The sequence below is a fragment of the Sorangium sp. So ce1036 genome (assembly GCF_051369805.1).
Taxonomy (GTDB): domain Bacteria; phylum Myxococcota_A; class Polyangia; order Polyangiales; family Polyangiaceae; genus Sorangium; species Sorangium cellulosum_F.
Genome location: NZ_JBBMOX010000002.1, coordinates 732,875 through 750,000, shown reverse-complemented (window position 1 = coordinate 750,000; position 17,126 = coordinate 732,875). Strand labels below are relative to the sequence as shown.

Annotated in this window: 12 protein-coding genes; 8 read left to right on the top strand and 4 right to left on the bottom strand. The window is 72.8% G+C overall.

Annotated elements, in window-relative coordinates:
• Positions 1-1,057: 1,057 nt before the first annotated feature.
• The gene (locus WMF31_RS39790) at positions 1,058-1,882 is read left to right on the top strand and encodes a VOC family protein (protein ID WP_436607099.1); all 825 of its coding nucleotides are present in this window, start codon (positions 1,058-1,060) and stop codon (positions 1,880-1,882) included.
• On the opposite strand, the gene WMF31_RS39785 is transcribed toward WMF31_RS39790, so the two are convergent.
• Positions 1,815-2,213, bottom strand: a complete 399-nt coding sequence (locus WMF31_RS39785; protein WP_436607098.1) for a hypothetical protein — start codon at positions 2,211-2,213, stop codon at positions 1,815-1,817. The genes WMF31_RS39790 and WMF31_RS39785 overlap by 68 nt on opposite strands.
• Before the next feature lie 168 nt (positions 2,214-2,381).
• On the opposite strand from WMF31_RS39785, the gene WMF31_RS39780 reads away from it, so the two are divergent.
• The 5 genes from WMF31_RS39780 (at position 2,382) to WMF31_RS39760 (ending at position 7,725) form a co-directional block, all read left to right on the top strand.
• Positions 2,382-3,059: a DNRLRE domain-containing protein gene (locus tag WMF31_RS39780; RefSeq protein WP_436607097.1), complete on the top strand. Its 678-nt coding sequence runs from the start codon at positions 2,382-2,384 to the stop codon at positions 3,057-3,059.
• The gene (locus WMF31_RS39775) at positions 3,056-4,387 is read left to right on the top strand and encodes an ABC transporter ATP-binding protein (protein WP_436607096.1); all 1,332 of its coding nucleotides are present in this window, start codon (positions 3,056-3,058) and stop codon (positions 4,385-4,387) included. The genes WMF31_RS39780 and WMF31_RS39775 overlap by 4 nt, the downstream gene beginning before the upstream one ends.
• On the top strand, positions 4,384-5,472 hold the full coding sequence (locus WMF31_RS39770) for an ABC transporter ATP-binding protein (RefSeq protein ID WP_436607095.1): 1,089 nt from the start codon (positions 4,384-4,386) through the stop codon (positions 5,470-5,472). The genes WMF31_RS39775 and WMF31_RS39770 overlap by 4 nt, the downstream gene beginning before the upstream one ends.
• Before the next feature lie 296 nt (positions 5,473-5,768).
• Positions 5,769-6,503, top strand: a complete 735-nt coding sequence (locus tag WMF31_RS39765) for a hypothetical protein (protein WP_436607094.1) — start codon at positions 5,769-5,771, stop codon at positions 6,501-6,503.
• A 247-nt stretch (positions 6,504-6,750) separates the two neighbouring features.
• Positions 6,751-7,725, top strand: a complete 975-nt coding sequence (locus tag WMF31_RS39760) for an NADPH:quinone oxidoreductase family protein (RefSeq protein ID WP_436607093.1) — start codon at positions 6,751-6,753, stop codon at positions 7,723-7,725.
• Between the two features lie 78 nt (positions 7,726-7,803).
• Here the strand turns inward: WMF31_RS39760 and WMF31_RS39755 are convergent, their stop codons facing one another.
• The gene (locus tag WMF31_RS39755; RefSeq protein ID WP_436607092.1) at positions 7,804-10,035 is read right to left on the bottom strand and encodes a glycoside hydrolase family 3 protein; all 2,232 of its coding nucleotides are present in this window, start codon (positions 10,033-10,035) and stop codon (positions 7,804-7,806) included.
• Positions 10,036-11,304: 1,269 nt separating this feature from the next.
• On the opposite strand from WMF31_RS39755, the gene WMF31_RS39750 reads away from it, so the two are divergent.
• Positions 11,305-11,976, top strand: a complete 672-nt coding sequence (locus WMF31_RS39750; protein WP_436607091.1) for a hypothetical protein — start codon at positions 11,305-11,307, stop codon at positions 11,974-11,976.
• 34 nt (positions 11,977-12,010) lie between these two features.
• On the opposite strand, the gene WMF31_RS39745 is transcribed toward WMF31_RS39750, so the two are convergent.
• Entirely contained in the window at positions 12,011-13,936 is a 1,926-nt protein-coding gene (locus WMF31_RS39745; RefSeq protein ID WP_436607090.1) for a fructose-bisphosphatase class III, read from the bottom strand.
• 313 nt (positions 13,937-14,249) lie between these two features.
• Here WMF31_RS39745 and WMF31_RS39740 point away from each other — a divergent pair, with 313 nt between their 5' ends.
• Positions 14,250-14,603: a response regulator gene (locus tag WMF31_RS39740; RefSeq protein WP_436607089.1), complete on the top strand. Its 354-nt coding sequence runs from the start codon at positions 14,250-14,252 to the stop codon at positions 14,601-14,603.
• 57 nt (positions 14,604-14,660) lie between these two features.
• On the opposite strand, the gene WMF31_RS39735 is transcribed toward WMF31_RS39740, so the two are convergent.
• A complete protein-coding gene (locus WMF31_RS39735) occupies positions 14,661-17,087 on the bottom strand; it encodes a penicillin acylase family protein (protein WP_436607088.1) in 2,427 nt (808 codons plus the stop codon).
• Between the last annotated feature and the right edge of the window lie 39 nt (positions 17,088-17,126).

The following is a 17,126-nucleotide window of genomic DNA, read 5'->3' as shown; positions in this document are numbered from 1 at the left end:
CCGCCCGGCTTGCTCGTCGTTATGACGTGCGAGGTCGAGCTCACGCTCGCCTCTGGGACCCACGTCACTTCGTAGGCATACAACCCAGTTTTCAAGGACCGAGGAGGAGAGCTCGGCTCGCTGCCGCGAGCTGCCTCGCCTCAATCTTCCAGAACCAGAACCTGATCTTCGATCAGGATCGACCGCTCCTGCGCCCGGCACCACCCTTCTGGATCGTGACGCTGCGCAGCTCGCCCGTTGACGAGGATCTCTATCGGACGATCCAGAGAGGCACGAGCTTCTGCTTGCCGACTCTCCGATTTCGCCGATGCCGATTCGGGGCGGGCTTTCTAGCCCTTCACCTCGAATCTGTCAACCTTCTTTTTCTCTTTCGAGACTCTTTCGAGACTCTTTCGAGGGAGGTCGACCGGGCGGTCTCCAGAGGGACAGCCTTCGCTGCCGGTCTCTGGCCCCCGCCTGAGCGGGGCGCGCTTTCTATCGGCCCACCCCGGACCTGTCAACCTTCTTTTCTTCCGGGCTCTCTTTCGAGATTCCTTCGAGAAAGGCCGACCGGCGATCTCCAGAGGGACAGCCTTCGCTGCCGATCTCTGGCCCTCGCCTGAGCGGGGCGCGCTTTCTATCGACCCACCCCGGACCTGTCAACCTGCATTTCTTCGCGGGGGAGCGTCCTTTGGCAGAGCCCGCCCGCTGCCCGCCAAGCTCGTCCACCACCCGAGGCGGCATCGAGGCGGTCGAGCGCGAGCTCGGCGGGGCGTCACGCCGCGCGGCGAGCTCGCTCTCCAGGTGCCGGGCGGCCTCTCCGGGCGCCGGGCGGCTCGGCACGACCTCCGCGCGACGAGGCCCCTCGGCCCGGGCGACACCTACTGGCGCTACTGCGGGAAGTTGCCCCGGAACGGCAGAAGAACCGCCATGGCGCCAACGACGCCAAGAGAAGAAGAGGGGGGAAGGGTTGTCCCTCCATTTTCCCCTTCCAATTTCCTGGTTTCTTGGCGCCCTTGGCGTCATGGCGGTTCGCCTCTCGGCCCGACTCCCCACAGCAGCGCTAGCATCCCAGGACATGTCGATCATCGATCGCTTCTGCTGGTACGAGCTGAGGACCACGAGCCCGGAAGCCGCTCGGGCGTTCTACGCCGAGGTCGCCGGCTGGCGGGCCGAGCCGTCGGGCGGTTCCAGCATCTTCCGCGCGGGCGAGCACCGCGTGGGCGGGCTGGTCGAGCTGCCCGAGCGCGCGAGGGCCCTCGGCGCCCCGCCGCACTGGCTCGGTCAGCTCGGCGTGCGCGACCTCGACGCGTCGGTGCAACGCTGGATCGAGCGCGGCGGCCAGGCGCTCGGGCCCGCGCAGCAAGCGACCGATGGCAGGCGCGTCGCCGTCGTCCGCGATCCGCAGGGCGCGGTGCTGGCGCTGTGCTCACGGGGGGATGCGTGGGGCCAGGGGGATGCGTCGAGCGGCGAGGACGTCGCGTGGCACGAGCTGCACACCACCGACCACGAGCAGGCCTGGTCCGTCTATGCCGAGCTCTTCGGGTGGAAGGCGACCGAGGCGCTGCACCTGGGACCGGAGATAGGGCCGTACCAGATGTTCTCGTGGGCAGGCGCCGATCGGAGCGTGGGCGCGATGGCGAGCACGGCCCGGGCGCCGCACATCCACACGCACTGGCTCTTCTACCTGACGGTGGCGGACCTCGATGCCTCCCTGGCGAGGGTGCGGTCGCTGGGCGGCACGGTGGTGAACGGGCCGATGCAGGTCCGAGGCGGCGATCGCGTCGCCCAGTGCGAGGACCCGCAGGGCGCTGCCTTTGCCCTTCTTCAGCGCGTCAAGGCGAGCCGCTCGACGCCGGGACCAGCGCCCTCGGCCCCGGCCCCGGGCGCGCGCCGCCCTTGATGCGCGCCTCCGTCACGACCTCGTCCCACTGCGCGTCGTAGCCCTCGAAGTGGACCCGGTAGGAGCCGGGGGCGACGACGCCGGTGATGATGGCGGGCTTGTACGCGCCCTTCCACTCGACCTCGACGCGGTCGCCGACCTTCCGCGCGCTGCCCTCGCCGGAGGCGCGCTGCTCCTCCTCGCGCAGTCGCCGGGCGCTCGCCTCGTGCAGGCACTGCTCGCGATGGCAAGCGAGGCCGGAAGCGCAGTCGTCGTCGACGCGGCACGGAGACCCGAGCGGCGCCTTCTTCCCGCAAGCAGCGAGCGCGGCGGGCAACGCGGCCGCGACCACGAGCGCTCTCAGAAGCGCTCTCAGAACGGAAACGGCTCCACCCCGCACGGCGCCCCATCTCACCAGACCGGCCCGGGCACCACAACGCCGATCCGGCCCCGGCACCACAACGCCGACCGCGCCCCGCCCCTGCCGGCGGGCCCGCGCTCTGCTATGGTCGCCCCCGCCGTGCGACTGCTCGCCGCCCTCGCGCCCGTGGCCCTGCTCCTCGCGGCGCCGCCGCTCACGGGCTGCGGCGGCGCTTCCGCGCCGCGCGTGTGCGCGGGCGCCGGCGTCTGCGGCGCCGGCTACTGCGTCGCGGGGCGCTGCCGGCCGGCCGACGCCCTCCCGGCGCCCCTCGACGCGCGCCGCATGCTGCTCCCGCCCGAGGACCTGGCCGTGCTCGAGCAGAACGGCGACGCCGCGCCCGCCGTCCCCGACGCCGCCGCCCTCGGGCGCGCCTCGACCGGCGACGTCGTCCTGCTGCTCCGCTTCACGCCGCCCTTCGGCGAGGACGCCGAGATCGCGAGCGCCTTCGTGGTGCTGGAGCCGGCCCCAGGCGCGCCGCCCGCGGGGCGCGCGCTCACCCTGGAGGTCGCACGCATCCTGGAGCCGTGGCGATCGGCCACGGCGACGTGGGGACGGCAGCCCCGCCTGTCCGTCCCGGTGCCCGCGGCGATCGCGCCGCGCCGCCCCGTGACGCCGCTGCGGATCGACGTCACGTCGCTCGTGCGCGACTGGGCCAAGCGGCGCAGGGACGACCACGGCATCGCGATCCTCGCGCCGGGCAGCGACGCCGTCGGGGCGGCGTACACCATGGGCCTTTCCCAGGGCGTCGGCCCGCAGCTCGAGGTGTACGTCCGGTGAGCGGCGGTCAGGGCGACGACGCGGAGGACGACCTCGACGCGCGGCTCTCCATGCCGCTCCCGCTCGTCCGCCCCGACGCGGCCCGGGCTCGGCCTGTCGCGCCGGACGAGCCCTCGGCCGCGCGCGGCGCCGAGGGAGCGCTCCCGGCCGCGCGTGGCGCCGCGGCCGCGCGCGGCGCCGGCCACGACGACGAGCCCGCCGTCACCCGGCGCTCCGCCGCGAGCGCGCCGCCCCCCGCGCGCGCGCCCACCGTGTCGCCGGCGTCGCGCGCGACGCCCGCGCCCGCCCCGCCGCCCGCGCTGCTCCAGGTGCGCGACCTCCGCGTCTCGTTCACCGCCGACGGCCGCGTCAGCCGCGTCCTCGACCGCGTCTCGTTCTCGGTGCCGCGCGGGCGCACGGTGGCGCTCGTGGGCGAGTCGGGCAGCGGAAAGACCGTCACCGCGCTCAGCATCCTGCGGCTCCTGCCCGCGCCCTACGCGTCGATCGACGGCGGCGCGATCGCGCTCGAGGACCGGGACCTCCTCGCGCTGCCCGAGCGCGAGATGCGCGCGGTGCGCGGCGGCAAGATCGCGATGATCTTCCAGGAGCCGATGACCTCGCTGAACCCCGTGTACACGGTCGGCGCCCAGATCGCCGAGGCGATACGGCTGCACCGGCCGATGTCCCGCGGCGACGCGCGGCTCTACGCGGTGAGCCTGCTGCGCAAGGTCGGCTTCCCCGAGCCCGAGGAGCGCGCGAGCAGCTACCCGCACGAGCTCTCGGGCGGGATGCGCCAGCGCGTGATGATCGCGATGGCCCTCGCGCCGGGGCCCTCGCTCCTCATCGCCGACGAGCCGACCACTGCGCTCGACATGACCACCCAGGCGCCGATCCTCGACCTGCTCGACCGGCTCAAGGCCGAGTCGTCGATGAGCCTCCTGCTCATCGCGCACGACCTCGCCGTGGTGAGCGAGCTCGCGGACGAGATCGTGGTCCTCTACGCCGGCGTGGTCGTGGAGCAGGGGCCGGCGCGCGAGGTGCTCGCGGCGCCGTCGCACCCGTACACGCGGTCGCTGCTCCGGAGCGTCCCGGCGCCCGGCTACCGTCCGCACCGGGTGCGCGGCCAGAGGGCGCGGCGCCTGCCGACCATCCCGGGCGGGCCGCCGGATCTCCGCGATCTCCCGCCCGGGTGTCGCTTCCACGACCGCTGCGACGCGGTGTTCGCGCGCTGCCGCGCCGAGGCCCCGGCGCTGTACGCCGTCCCGCCGGGCGCGGGGCAGCATGCGGCCCGCTGCTTCCTCCTCGCGGACGCGGGCGCCGGGCGCGCCGGCGAGGAGGGCGCCGCGTGACGCGCGACGCCGGCTCCCCGCGACCGCCGGAGGGCGACGGGCCGGGCAGCCCCGCGGCCCGCGATCGGGCGGAGGACCCCGCGGCCCGCGCCGAGGGCGCCCGGGGCGCGCGCCCGCTCCTCCAGGTGGAGGGGCTCTCGAAGCTATACCCGGTGCAGCGCGGCCCGTTCGCGAAGCCGTCGTTCGTGCAGGCCGTCGACGGGGTGACGTTCCACGTCGACCGCGGCGAGACGCTCGGCCTGGTCGGCGAGTCGGGCTCGGGCAAGAGCACGCTCGGGCGCGCGGCGATCCGGCTCATCGAGCCCACGGTCGGCCGCGTCCTCCTCGACGGCACCGAGCTCACGGCCCTGTCCGACCGCGCGCTCCGGGCGATGCGCCGGCGCATGCAGATCGTCTTCCAGGACCCCTACGGCTCGCTCAACCCGCGGATGACGGTGCGCGAGATCGTGGGCGAGGGCATCGTGATCCACCACCTCGCGCGGACCCGGGACGAGGAGACCGCGATGGTCGAGGGCGTGCTCCAGAAGGTCGGCCTGCGGCCGGACATGATGGCGCGCTTCCCCCACGAGCTCTCCGGCGGGCAGCGGCAGCGGATCGCCATCGCGCGGGCGCTCGCCGTGCGCCCCGATTTCCTCGTCTGCGACGAGCCGGTGAGCGCGCTCGACCTCTCGGTCCAGGCCCAGATCATCAACCTGCTCGAGGAGCTCCAGGACGAGCTCTCGCTCGGCCTTTTGTTCATCTCGCACGACCTCCGCGTGGTCGAGCACGTGAGCCACCGCGTCGCGGTCATGTACCTCGGCCGGATCGTGGAGATCGGCCCGACGAGCGACGTGACCGAGCATCGGCACCACCCGTACACGCGCGCGCTGTTCGACGCGATGCCGTCGCTGGACCGCGGCGGCAAGGCGCGGCGCCTGCTCCCCGGCGCGCCGGCGAGCGCGATCAACCCGCCCGAGGGGTGCGTGTTCCACCCGCGCTGCCGGAAGGCGGAGGAGGGCAAGTGCGACGCCGAGATCCCGCCGCTCGAGGAGCTCGTCCCGGGGAGCGGCCACCGCGTGGCGTGCTGGCACCCGGAGGTCGAGTGACCGCGATGCGCCGGTGGAGGGCCCCCCTGGGGCCTCACCTCCGGGGCTTGCGTTCCGGCGAGCCCCTTTCGTGGCTCGCCTGCGCTTCAGCCCCTCCAGTGAACCTCCTGGGGGGCCCGCCACCGGCGCGCTGAAGCGCCGCGGCTCAAGTTGGCACAAACGACGGCCCGATGTGACTCGAACCGGGCGCTCTCCTGCATGAATTCTGCGCCTTTCTCAGAGGCATCTTCTTTGCTGCATGTCGTGCGGCACCCCGGGGGATCGCGTGTTGCGAGATCGATGGAAGAGGTGATGAGATGGCGAGTGATGAGCTTCGAGCGTTGACAGCAGCCCTGCTGCTCGGTGCCTGCCTGATCGGATGTAGCAGCATCAACGGAGGAGGCGGCGGCGCCAGCGACGACGGCGGCGGCGCCAGCGACGGCGGCGGCGGCGGCAGCGACGAGAGCGGCGGCGGCGGCGGCAGCGACGAGAGCGGCGGCGGCGGCGGCAGCGACGAGAGCGGCGGCGGAGACGGCGGCGGCTGGGTGACGTCCGCGGGCGGCCCGTGCGCGGTGCGCGACGTGGAGGGCACGATCCCGGGCGTGAAGCTGTCGATCACGTCGAGCCGGTGCGTCTACTTCATGGGCGAGCACGCGGAGTTCGTCTACGAGGTCACGACCGACGCGAGCGTCCCCCCGATCGACATCGCGGCCTCGACCGGCTGCGGGCGCTGCACCAAGCCGAGCTCGGATCCGCTCTCGTTCGTCTCCTACCAGATCAGCGGCACGTCGGTGGACGGCGAGCCGCAGCGCTACTGCCTGTGCGACGTGGGCTGCTGCGCTCCCGACGAGGCGACGACCGTGGAGGTCGACGCGACGGTGGCCACCGGCACGATCCGCTGGTCGGGGCGGCAGTGGGATGGCCCGTCGGACACGGGCAACCCCGAGGGCCCGGCGTTCTCGCCGGGGAGCTACGATGTCGTGGTGACGTTCGACGGAGGGGCGCAGGGCTCCGTGACGGCGAAGTTGGGGATCCAGATCGTCCTCCCGTGAGGCCGTGAGGCCCGGAGCGGCCCGGCCCTCTGCAGGGGGCCGGCCGCGGCGGGTCTGCTAACGCCATTGCGGGAAGTCGGGCCGAGAGGCGAACCGCCATGACGCCAAGGGCGCCAAGAAACCAGGGAAGTAGAAGGGGAAAATGGAGGGACAACCCCTCCCCTCTCTTCTTGGCGTCGTTGGCGCCATGGCGGTTCTTCTGCTGATCCGGGGCAATTTCCCGCAGTAGTGCTAACGTCCGCGCACCATGCACGCCTGGCGCGCACACACCTTCGGCTCCCCCGAGGTCCTTGCCTGGGAACCGGTGGACGATCCCCCGCTCGCCGACGGCCAGGTCCGCATCGAGGTCGCGGCCGCGGCGATCAACTTCCCCGATGTCCTCTTCACGGCAGGCGCGCACCAGGTCAAGCCGACACCGCCGTTCACCCCCGGCTTCGAGGTCGCCGGCGTCGTCATCGAGAGCCGCGAGCCGTCCTTGCCGCCGGGCGCCCGCGTGGCCGCCACGCTGCCCGGCGCGGGGGGTTACGCGACGCACGTCATCGCGGGTCCGCGCACGACCTACGCGCTCCCCCACGGCATGCCGTTCGAGGACGCCGCGGCGCTGACGATCACCTACCAGACAGGCTATCTCGCGCTGCACCGGCGCGCCGGCCTCCGGCCGGGCGACACCGTCCTCGTGCACGCCGGCGCGGGCGGCGTCGGCAGCGCGGCCATCCAGCTCGCCAAGGCCGCGGGCGCGACCGTCCTCGCCACCGCGGGCGGCGAGGAGAAGGCGGCGGTCTGCCGCGCGCTCGGGGCGGACGTCGCCATCGACTACCTGCGCGAGGATTTCGTCGCGATCGTCAAGGATCGGACGTCGGGCCGGGGGGCCGATATCGTCTTCGACCCGGTGGGCGGCGACGTCTTCGACCGGTCCACGCGGTGCGTCGCGTTCGAGGGCCGCATCCTGGTGATCGGCTTCGCCTCCGGCCGCATCCCCGCGGCGCGCGCCAATCACCTGCTCGTCAAGAACTACGCCGTGATCGGCGTCTACTGGGGCACCTACAGCCGCAACGAGCCCGCCCTGACGCGCAGGGCGCAGGACGAGCTCTACGCGCTTTACGCCCGGGGAGCGATCAAGCCGCTCCTCTCCGCCGCGCGACCGATGGCCGACGCGAGGGCCGCGATGGCGGCCGTCGCCTCGCGCGCCACGACGGGCAAGGTGGTCCTCACGACGCGCTGACGGCGGGGCGCACAGCGCCCCTCAGGCCGGGCCGCCGCCCGCCGCGCGAGGACGCGGCGGGCGGCGCGGCGGCCACGATCACCGGCAGCCGCCGGCCGTCGACTCCTCGGGGAGATCCCCGAGCGTGTCCTGATCCGTCGTCTTCAAGCCGAAGCCATAGGGGAACAGCGGCTTCTGACCGTCTCCACGGTTGACCGTGGTCTGGCAGTCGCTCGCCGGCCACGAGAACGACAGCTTGCCCTGGAACTCCTCGTCGCCGAACAGCACGTCCGCCACGCCGCCGCCCTCGGTGCCCGGGAGCCACGCCGCCACGAAGGCGTCGGAGAGGTTCAGCTCCTTGTTCACGTAGAGCGGCCGCCCCGACAGGAAGACGGTCACGATCGGCAGATCCGGCGCGGCCGCGCGGATGGTCCGGAGGACCTGCACGTCCTCGGGGCGGAAGGCCGCGTGCTCCAGCGTCTTCGCGTGCGGCGCGGTGTTGTCGTCCTGGAGCTGGATGTCGCCGTACATCTCGGCATACGGCGTCTCCCCGATCACCACGATGGCCGCGTCGAAGCTCCCCGACGCGCGGCTGCCGTCCTCGCTCAGGGTCACCTGGCCGCCGCCGCCCTTCACGAGCTCCTCGATCCCGGCGTAGATCGACGTCGCGCCCGGGAAGTCGGCGTTGTCGACGTCGGTGCCCTGCCACGTCCGCGACCACCCGCCGCACTGGTTCGGGATGCTGTTCGCGGACTTGCCCGCGACGAGCACGTTGGAGGACTTGCCGAGCGGCAGCGCCCCGCCTCGGTTCTTGAGGAGGACGAGCGACTTCCGGACCGCCTCGCGCGCGAGCTCCTTGTGCTCCGCGGCGCCGAGCACGCCCTGCTGCCCCGCGAACATCCGCTCCGACGGCGCGCCCTTCGTCGTCCGCGGGCCGAGGAGCCCCGCCCGCATCTTGACGCGCAGGATCCTCGTCACGGCGTCGTTGACGCGCGCCTCCGAGATCTGGCCGCCCTCCACCTGGGAGAGCGTGTTCTGATAGAACGCCTTCCAGTCGTAGGGGACCATCATCATATCGATGCCCGCGTTGAACGCGGCGGCGCACGAGTCGTTCGTGCACCCGGGCACCTGGCCGTGGCCGTTCCAGTCGCCGATGACGAAGCCGTCGAAGTGGAACTTCTCCTTGAGCACCCCGGTGAGCAGCTCGCCGTTCCCGTGCATCTTCGTGCCGCGGATGCTGTTGTAGGACGCCATGACCGTCTGCACGCCCGCGGGGATGGCCGACAGGTAGCCCTGCGCGTGGAGGGTGCACAGCTCGGTGTCGGAAGCGAGGTTGTTGCCCTGATCGTCGCCCTTGTCGGTGCCGCCGTCGCCGATGAAGTGCTTGGCGGTCGCGATGACGTTCGCGGGGCCGAAGAGGCTTCCGCCCTTCGGGTTGCCCTGGATGCCCTTCACGATCCGGCCCGCGTAAGCGTTCACGATCTCCGGATCTTCGGAGAAGGCCTCGTACGTGCGACCCCACCGGTCGTCGCGGACGGTCGCCAGGGTCGGCGCGAAGGTCCAGTCGAGCCCGGTCGCCGCGACCTCCTTGGCCGTGGCAGCGCCGATCCGCTCGAGCAGCTCCGGATCGTTCGCGGCGCCGAGGCCGATGTTGTGCGGGAAGAGCGTGGCGCCGCGGACATTGTTGTTGCCGTGCACCGCGTCGATGCCCCAGATGATCGGGATGCCCGCGCGCCCGCCGGTCTTGTCCACCGAGGCCTTGTAAAAGGCGTCGGCGAGCGTGACCCAGTCCCCCGCCGACGCGTTCTTGCTCTTGCTCGGCCAGGAGCCGCCGCCGTTCAGCACGGAGCCGATGTTGTACTGCCGGACCTCGTCCGGCGAGATCTCGTTGATCTCGGCCTGGATCATCTGGCCAACCTTCTCTTGCACGGTCATCCGGCCGACGAGCTCGGCCACGGCCGCCTCGATCTCCGGATCCTGCGCGAGCTCGCTGTGCACCTCGGGCCAGCCGGCGTCGCAGGGCAGGAGCCCCGCGCTGTCCTCGCCGCCGCCGGCGCCGCCCGTGCCGCTGCCGCCCGTGCCGCTGCCGCCGCCGCTTCCGCCCGTGCCGCTGCCGCTGCCGCCCGTGCCGCTGCCGCCCGTGCCGCCATCCTCGCCGCCTTCACCGCTGCCGCCGGTGCCGCTGCCGCCGGTGCCGCTGCCGCTGCCGGGGCCGGTGCCCGTCCCCGTCGATGAGCTGGTCGGCTCGTTCGACGAGTCGTCCCCGCAAGCGGCCGGCGCGAGGACGACCGCCGCCGCCATGATCCATGTCGCATACCGTGTAAGGCGCATAAGGAGCTCCCCTTGGTTGTCCGTGATCAAGAAGAAGGGTTTTGAAGTGATCCGTGGCCGTCATCCAGGGCGCCCTGGGGACCGGGCCCCGCGCGCGCCTCGCCCGCGAGCGCCGCGGCAGAGGGACCGAGGGCGCGCCGCCCGCTCGCGTGCCTGGAGCTCACCCCTCGGCCCCAGGCCGCGCGCTCTTCCCGTGGAGAGCAGGGCGCCCCCCCACAACGCGCATCGCACGCGTGCTCGGCGGGCGGACAGCGATGCCCTGTCAAGCATCTTACCCGGGCAAGACACAGGCCAGAGCGCGCGATGAACGTGCGCGGAAACAGGCCCCACGCACCGGGTAGAAAGCAATACAACGGCGATGTTCTAGTCCATGGCAGCACCGGCACGCAAGCCCCCCCTCATCCTCCGGACCAGGGGTCGGTCGCTGATCCTGGACGCACTCCACGCCTGGACACGGCATGGACCGCAAAAGCCGTGAGCGCGGAATCCTCCGGTGCTGCGCGCCGTGGCATGACGCCACAACGTGTGGAAGACGGCCACGGACGCCCGCGGCCGCCACGAGGGCGCGCCCTCGCGTCGTGGCGTCAGGGCGCGTGGCCGTGAACTTGCAACTTTGCAGGACACGAGGTTGACGCCATGCGCAAGCCACACTCCCGGGAGGCCCTGACGACGGAGAGACGCCCTCCCCTTGCGATTGCCGTGCTCCTGCTCGCGCCGGGGCTCTCCGCCGGCTGCGGCCAGGGCGACGCGCGGCCCCCGAATCCGGGCGCCCCGCCGGGGCAAGAGAAGAAGATCGATACCAGGCTCCTCGAGAAGGGCGCAGAGGCGCTCCAGGACCTCAGCCCGGTGCGGGCCATCGACCACTACCTCGACGGGTTCCACGTGATGTCAGGACGACCCGGACCACCACATGGAGGCCCATCACTACTGCAAGGGGGTCAACGAGGAGTTCACGCAGCTCCATCGCTCGTTGCTCGATGGCGCGGACGGCGCAAGTCGCCGGCACGAGGGCAGGCCAGCCGGGGCGCGCGCGGCATGCGCAGGTGAGCAGCGAGCAGGCGCTCAGGACAGATACAGGCTCGCCCGCGGGGCCACGCCCGCGGGTCGGCGCTCCGAAGGACGGGGGAGCGCCCAAAGACCTCCGGATGAGCCCGATTGTTCGTGGCGAACGATTCAACCAAGTCGTAATAAAACAACGTGACGAGCGATTTCTTGCTATCCATGGAAGCGGGATTTACCCGCGGGGCCAGGCTCGCCTATGGTGCGCCCATGCTATCGATTACTCGTACTTCAATCCATCTCCTCGCGACCACCGGTGCAATCCTCCTCGCGCTCGTGGCGTGCGGAGGCGACGACGATGAAACGGGCTCCGGCGGCTCTGGCAGCACGACCGTGACCGGCACCGGCGGCGCAGGCGAAGGCGGCGCAGGCGAGGGCGGCGCAGGCGAGGGCGGCGCAGGCGAGGGCGGCGCGGGCGAAGGCGGCGCGGGCGAGGGCGGCGCGGGCGAAGGCGGCGCGGGTGAGGGCGGCGCAGGCGAGGGCGGCGCGGGTGAGGGCGGCGCGGGTGAGGGCGGCGCAGGCGAGGGCGGCGCAGGCGAGGGCGGCGCAGGCGAGGGCGGCGCGGCCCCGGAGGCCACGGCGTGGTCGGACGTGGAGCCCGTCCTCAAGGCGCGCTGCGCCCCCTGCCACACCAACACCCCGGCGGCCGGCGGCTTCGCGCTCACCTACGCGGCGGCGATGACGGACGCAGAGAACGCGGCGTGCAAGGCCGAGGGGCTCAATCGGGGCGCGTGCGCCCTCAAGCTCGTCCTCTCCGGCGCCATGCCCGCCAACATGGGTTGCAAGGGCGATCCGGCGCAGGACGGCGGCAAAGCCGGCTGCCTGAACGCCGAGGAGCTGGCGACGCTCCAGGCGTGGGTCGACGGCGGCCAGGCCGAGTGACGCCCGGGGGGCGCGGCCCCGGCCGCGCCTCGCCTCACCGCGGCGGCTCCGTGAGCGCCCCGTCCTCGTAGGCCTGGATCAACCGCTCCAGGACCTCGATCTCCCTCGCCAGCTCCTCGCCCTTCTCCGTGTCCGCGACCCTGCGCGGGACCCCGTGGACCTCCACGTCCGAGATCGCGGGGATGATGTCCTCCCCCGCCTCCACGGCCTGCTCGACCGACGTGAAGTGGTGGTGCTGCGCGAGCCGCGCCCCGCTCGCCTCGAGCACGAGCGTGTACCCCTTGTCGCCGTAGGCCTCCGAGAACGCCCCGTCGATCGTCACCGCGCGGCGCGACGCCTTGATCGGCGACTCCCCCCGCTCGACCCGCACCGGCACATGCCCGTTCACGATGAGCCCGCGCTCCTCGTCCACGCCGAACTCGCGGCACACCCGGCCGCAGAAGCCGGCGTCGTGGATCAGGTGGAAATAGGGGTTCTTCGTCTCCCGGTGCGTCGCCTCGTCGGCGACGAAATACGACTCGAAGGTCGTCATCCGGTCCTTGCCGAACATGGGAGAGAGCGGGCCGGTCCAGAGGTACCAGAGCATGTCGACGTCGTCCTGCGCGCCCCCCCGGAAGGCCCGGCGCACCTTGCGCTCCAGCGCGTCGAACAGCGCCCTGCCGCGGCGCTCTGCGCCGTCCACCTCGAAGGGGAGGAACGCCCCCTCGCCGTCCACCGGGACGCAGCCGTGGAAGATGAGCGCGCGATCGCGCCGCAGCCACGTCGTGCCCTGCTGCACCATCCAGCGCATCTGGCGGGACAGCACCGGGCTCTTCAGGAACGACTCCTTGAGGAGGGCGATGCACGCCGCCTCGTCCTGCGTCAGCGCGTACGGGTCGCCGGCGCCGAGCGTCGGAAAGCGGGTGTCGAGGAGCTCGTGGCGCTCGCCGTCGATCGTGACCGTGCCCGCGCGCGGGTCGACGCGGTGGAGCAGGCAGCGGTGCTCGAGGGCGTACTCCGGGCGCCGCCGGCAGAGCTGGCCCTCCAGCTTGAGCTGGAGGATCGCCATGGCCTTCTGCATCCGCGCCATGAGCAGCGCGTCGCGCAGCCCCTCGCCCCGGACCGCGAAGCGCGCCGCCGGGTCGTCGGCGTAGGCCGTGCGCGCGAGCCGGTCGACCGGGGCGACCGGGATGCCGAAGCCCTCCTCGAGCTGCGCGAGGCGCCCGTAGCGCAGCGAGAGGCGGACCACCGTGGCGATGAGCGCCTCCTGGCCGAGGCTCGCGCCCATCCAGCTCACGTCGTGGTTGCCCCAGACGACGCGCGCGCGCGGCTGGCGCATCAGGTACTCGATCACCTTGTCCAGCCGGGGGCCGCGATCGCCGAGGTCGCCCGCCACGACGAGCTCGAAGACCGTGAGGTTCCGGATCGCGCGCGCCGTGGCGCGCAGGATCTCGATCTCGCGGCCGTGCTGGAGGAACGGGTCGACGAGCGCGTCGACGTAGGCGCCCTCGCCGAGCGCGGCGCGCGCGGACACGAGCTCGCGGAGCAGGCCCCGCATGTCGGCCGGGAACGCCTGCTCCACCTGGCGGAGCGTGTAGCGCAGCGACAGCTCGCGGATGACCTCGATCTCGCGCGCCAGCGCCCAGAGCACGAACGCCCGCCGCGCCGCCGCGTCGCCGCGCGCGACCCGGGCGTAGCTCTCGCGCGGATAGTAGATGACCGAGAGCAGGGCGCGCTTCTCGTCGGCCGTGAGCCGGTCGCCGAAGACGCGCTCCACGAGCGGCCGCAGGCTCCCGGACGCGTTGTTGATGATGTGCTTCAGCTTCCTGTGCTCGCCGTGGACGTCGCTGACGACGTGGACCGTGCCCTTGGGGAGCGACAGGATCGCGCGGAGGTGGCCGATCTCGGCGAGGGCGGCCTCGGTGGTCGGGTACCGGCCCGCGAGGGCGCGGAGGAGGGGCAGCTCCCGCGTGTCGAGCATGGCGCCCCAGCATAGAGCAAGGCCGCGGCCCGCCGCAGCCGGCGAGCGCTGGCGTGCCGCACCGCCCGGCCGCGCTGCCCCCCCGGTGGTGGTCACGTTGGGGGTGCTCACCTCCGGGGCTTGCGTTCCGGCGGGCCCCTTTTGTGGCCCGCCTGCACTCCAGCCCCTCCGGTGAGCACCCCCAACGTGACCACCACCCTACCCCCCTTGCGGCAGGGCAGCGCCCGATTAGGCAACGTCACGGGGAGCACCCGGGCGCGGAGCGCAAGCTCGGCGAGGGCTCCACCTTCACCATGGAATCACCCCTGTCCCGATGAGCAAGTCTGTCCTGATCATCGATGATGATATCGATCTGGCGACCACCCTGGCCGAGACGCTGCGCGAGCTCGGGTACGACGCGACGCCGTTCTTCAGCGGTCGCGAGGCGCTGGAGCGCCTCGCGGCGGGCGAGCGGCCGGGGGTCATCCTGCTCGACCTGATGATGCCGAAGATGAACGGCTGGAAGGTGTGCGACGAGCTCAGCGCGGCGCCCGGGCTCGGGGAGATCCCGGTCGTCATCATGACCGCGGCGTCGAACATCAAGCAGCCGATGCCGACGCACGCGCGCGAGGTGATCAACAAGCCGTTCGAGCTGGAAACCCTGCTCCGGACCATCGACGCCGCGTGAGCGACGCGCGCGGGGCGGCGCCGCTCACGCCCGGGCTGGCCCCGGCGGAGGCGCCGGTCAGCGCGGCGCGGCGACCACCTTCACGACGAGGTCCGGGTCTGCCTCGATGTCCTCCTGCGCGAACAGCGCGGGGCGCCACTCCTTGCGCGAGAACATCGCGGTCTGATCGGCGAAGTGGGGCGACGCCGGATCGTGCGATTGAGCGTAGGAGAGCAGCGCCTCCGCGCGCGGGCCGTCGCTCGTGAACTCGAGGGCGAGGAGGAAGCTCGTGCCGTAGTTGATGGGGTAGCCCGAGGTCGTGAGGCCCGTCACCTCGTTGAGGAGCTCCCCGGCCGGGGTGTGCCTGGGCAGGAGCGTGCTGTTGTAGCTCGTCGTGAACCCGACGACGTTGGCCACCCCTTCCCGGCTGCCCCCGCCGTGGATGGCGATGGCCTCGTCGCCTCTCCGGGTGAACTGCGCCTCGCCGAGCGGCGTGCTCGGGTCGAGCCCCGCCTGCGCGAGCAGGCGCGTCGCCTCGCCCAGCGCCACGAGGATCGGATCCGGGCCCGCCTCCGGGGCGCTGACCAGATCGCGCGGCGTCGCGAGCGGGTCCTCGGGATCGAACGGCTCGGCGTAGAGCGCGCCCGCGTCGACGAGGTCGGCGTTCCGGAACCGGCCGAGCAGCTCGCGCCACACGAGCGCGCCGGCGCTGCTCGTGTCCAGCCGGCCGTCCCAGGACGCGAGCGCGCGGCACGCGTCGGTGAGATCGACCTCTTCGCCCTCGACCTCCACCGGCGCCGCGCCGTCGCAGCGCCCGACGACCGCCGCGAGGAGATCCTCCGCGATGCTCGCCCGGTTGCTCAGGATCGCGCCCTTCAGCTCGTCCCACGAGAAGAGGCCGTCCTCGCCCGAGGCCGCGCCCTCGCCCTCCTCGGTGAGCAGGCGGAGGTTCATGCGCGTCCGGGCCGAGATCGGGGCGCCGGGCGCGCCGAAGAGCGCCGGGTAGCCGGCGAGCGGCTCCGCGGGGTTCGTGAGCCACGGCGTGTCGTTGGCGTTCATGACGAAGTCGGCGCGCGTCAGCATCGGCACGTCGCTCCACGGCACGAGCGGGCCTGCGCCCTCCGTCTCGACCCACTCGTCGCGCCGCGTGCTCCCGTCGAGCAGCACGATGCCCGAGGCGGCGAGCGCCCCGGTCAGCCCGTCCCTGCCCAGCGCGCGCCCGTAGGCGCGCGCCGCCTCCTCGCTCAGGTGGGGCACGCGCGAGGCGTCCATCAGCAGCGTTTGCCCTCCGGCGTCCACCGCGGTCGTGAACACGAACGGGATCCCCCGCAGCTCCTCGTGCGCGCGCCGGAGCTCCTCGAGGTCCCTGGCCCGGCCCATCGCGAGCCACTGATCGAGGGCCGTCACGTTGTCCGCGTTCGCGTCCCGCAGGGAGAAGGCCTGCTCCGCGGACCAGGCGAGGAGGGAGGCCCCGAGCATCGGGCCGTAGTGGCTCCGGTACATCGCCCGCGACACCTGCGTGAGCGAGCCGTCCTCGCCCAGCACGTCGATGGTGAGCTCGCGGCGCTCCATCGCCCGGCGCTCGCCCTCGTAGAGGTAGGCGGTGGGATCCTCCGGATCGAGGGTGAGCCTGTAGAGCGTGAAGTGGTTGGCCGGCGAGACGGTGTGCGTCCACGCGACGTGCTCGTTGAAGCCGATGTTGATGACCGGCAGGCCCGTCAGGGAGACGCCGTAGACGTCGAGCTGCCCCGGGATGGTCAGGTGGGACTCGTGAAACCGGAGCTCCCCCTCCCAGGGGAAATGCGGGTTCGCGACCAGCATGCCCCGGCCTCCGTCGGCGCGGTCGCCGCCGATCGCCCAGGCGTTGCTGCCGAGATCGAGGTGGGCGAAGTCCGGAAGGCCGGCGTCGGGCGCGCGGCGCCGCTCGCCGGAGGCGACCGGAGGCGCGGCGCGACTGAGGAAATCGAGCAGCTGTCCGCTCCCGGCGAACTGGTTGATGTGGACGAAGTACGCGGCGAGATCGGCGGCGCTGATCGGCTTGACCCACGCCGCGCCGGTGCAGGGGGCGGGCAGGCCGCCGGCGCCGGTCTCCGCCAGGTACAGGTTGTATCCCGCGGCGTACCCGTCGACGAGCGCGCGCGCCTCGGGGGACGCGCGCGAGAGGAGGGCCTCGCCGCGCTCGGCGACGCCGAGCGCGAGGTAGGCGAAATCGCTGTCGATGTTCGCGTCGTCCTCGCCGGGGCCGAACGTCCTGGCGCGCTCGCTGCGCACCTTCACGATCTGGTCGGCGAGCGTGCACACGATGTCGCGCGCCGCGGCGTGGCCGAGCCCGAACCCGAGGCTGCCGTGGTCCTCGGCGAGGATGTGCGGCACCCCGTGGCTCGTCCAGCGGATGGTGGCCTGGTAGTCCCCGTGCGCGACCGGCGCCGGATTGACGCCGGGCTCGTCGCTGCACGCGGCCAGGAGGCCGAGGCAGCCGAGCCCCACAACGATTCTTCCTCGCATGAAAGCATTCTCCCGGCCGCGAGGAGCGCCGCGCCGCCG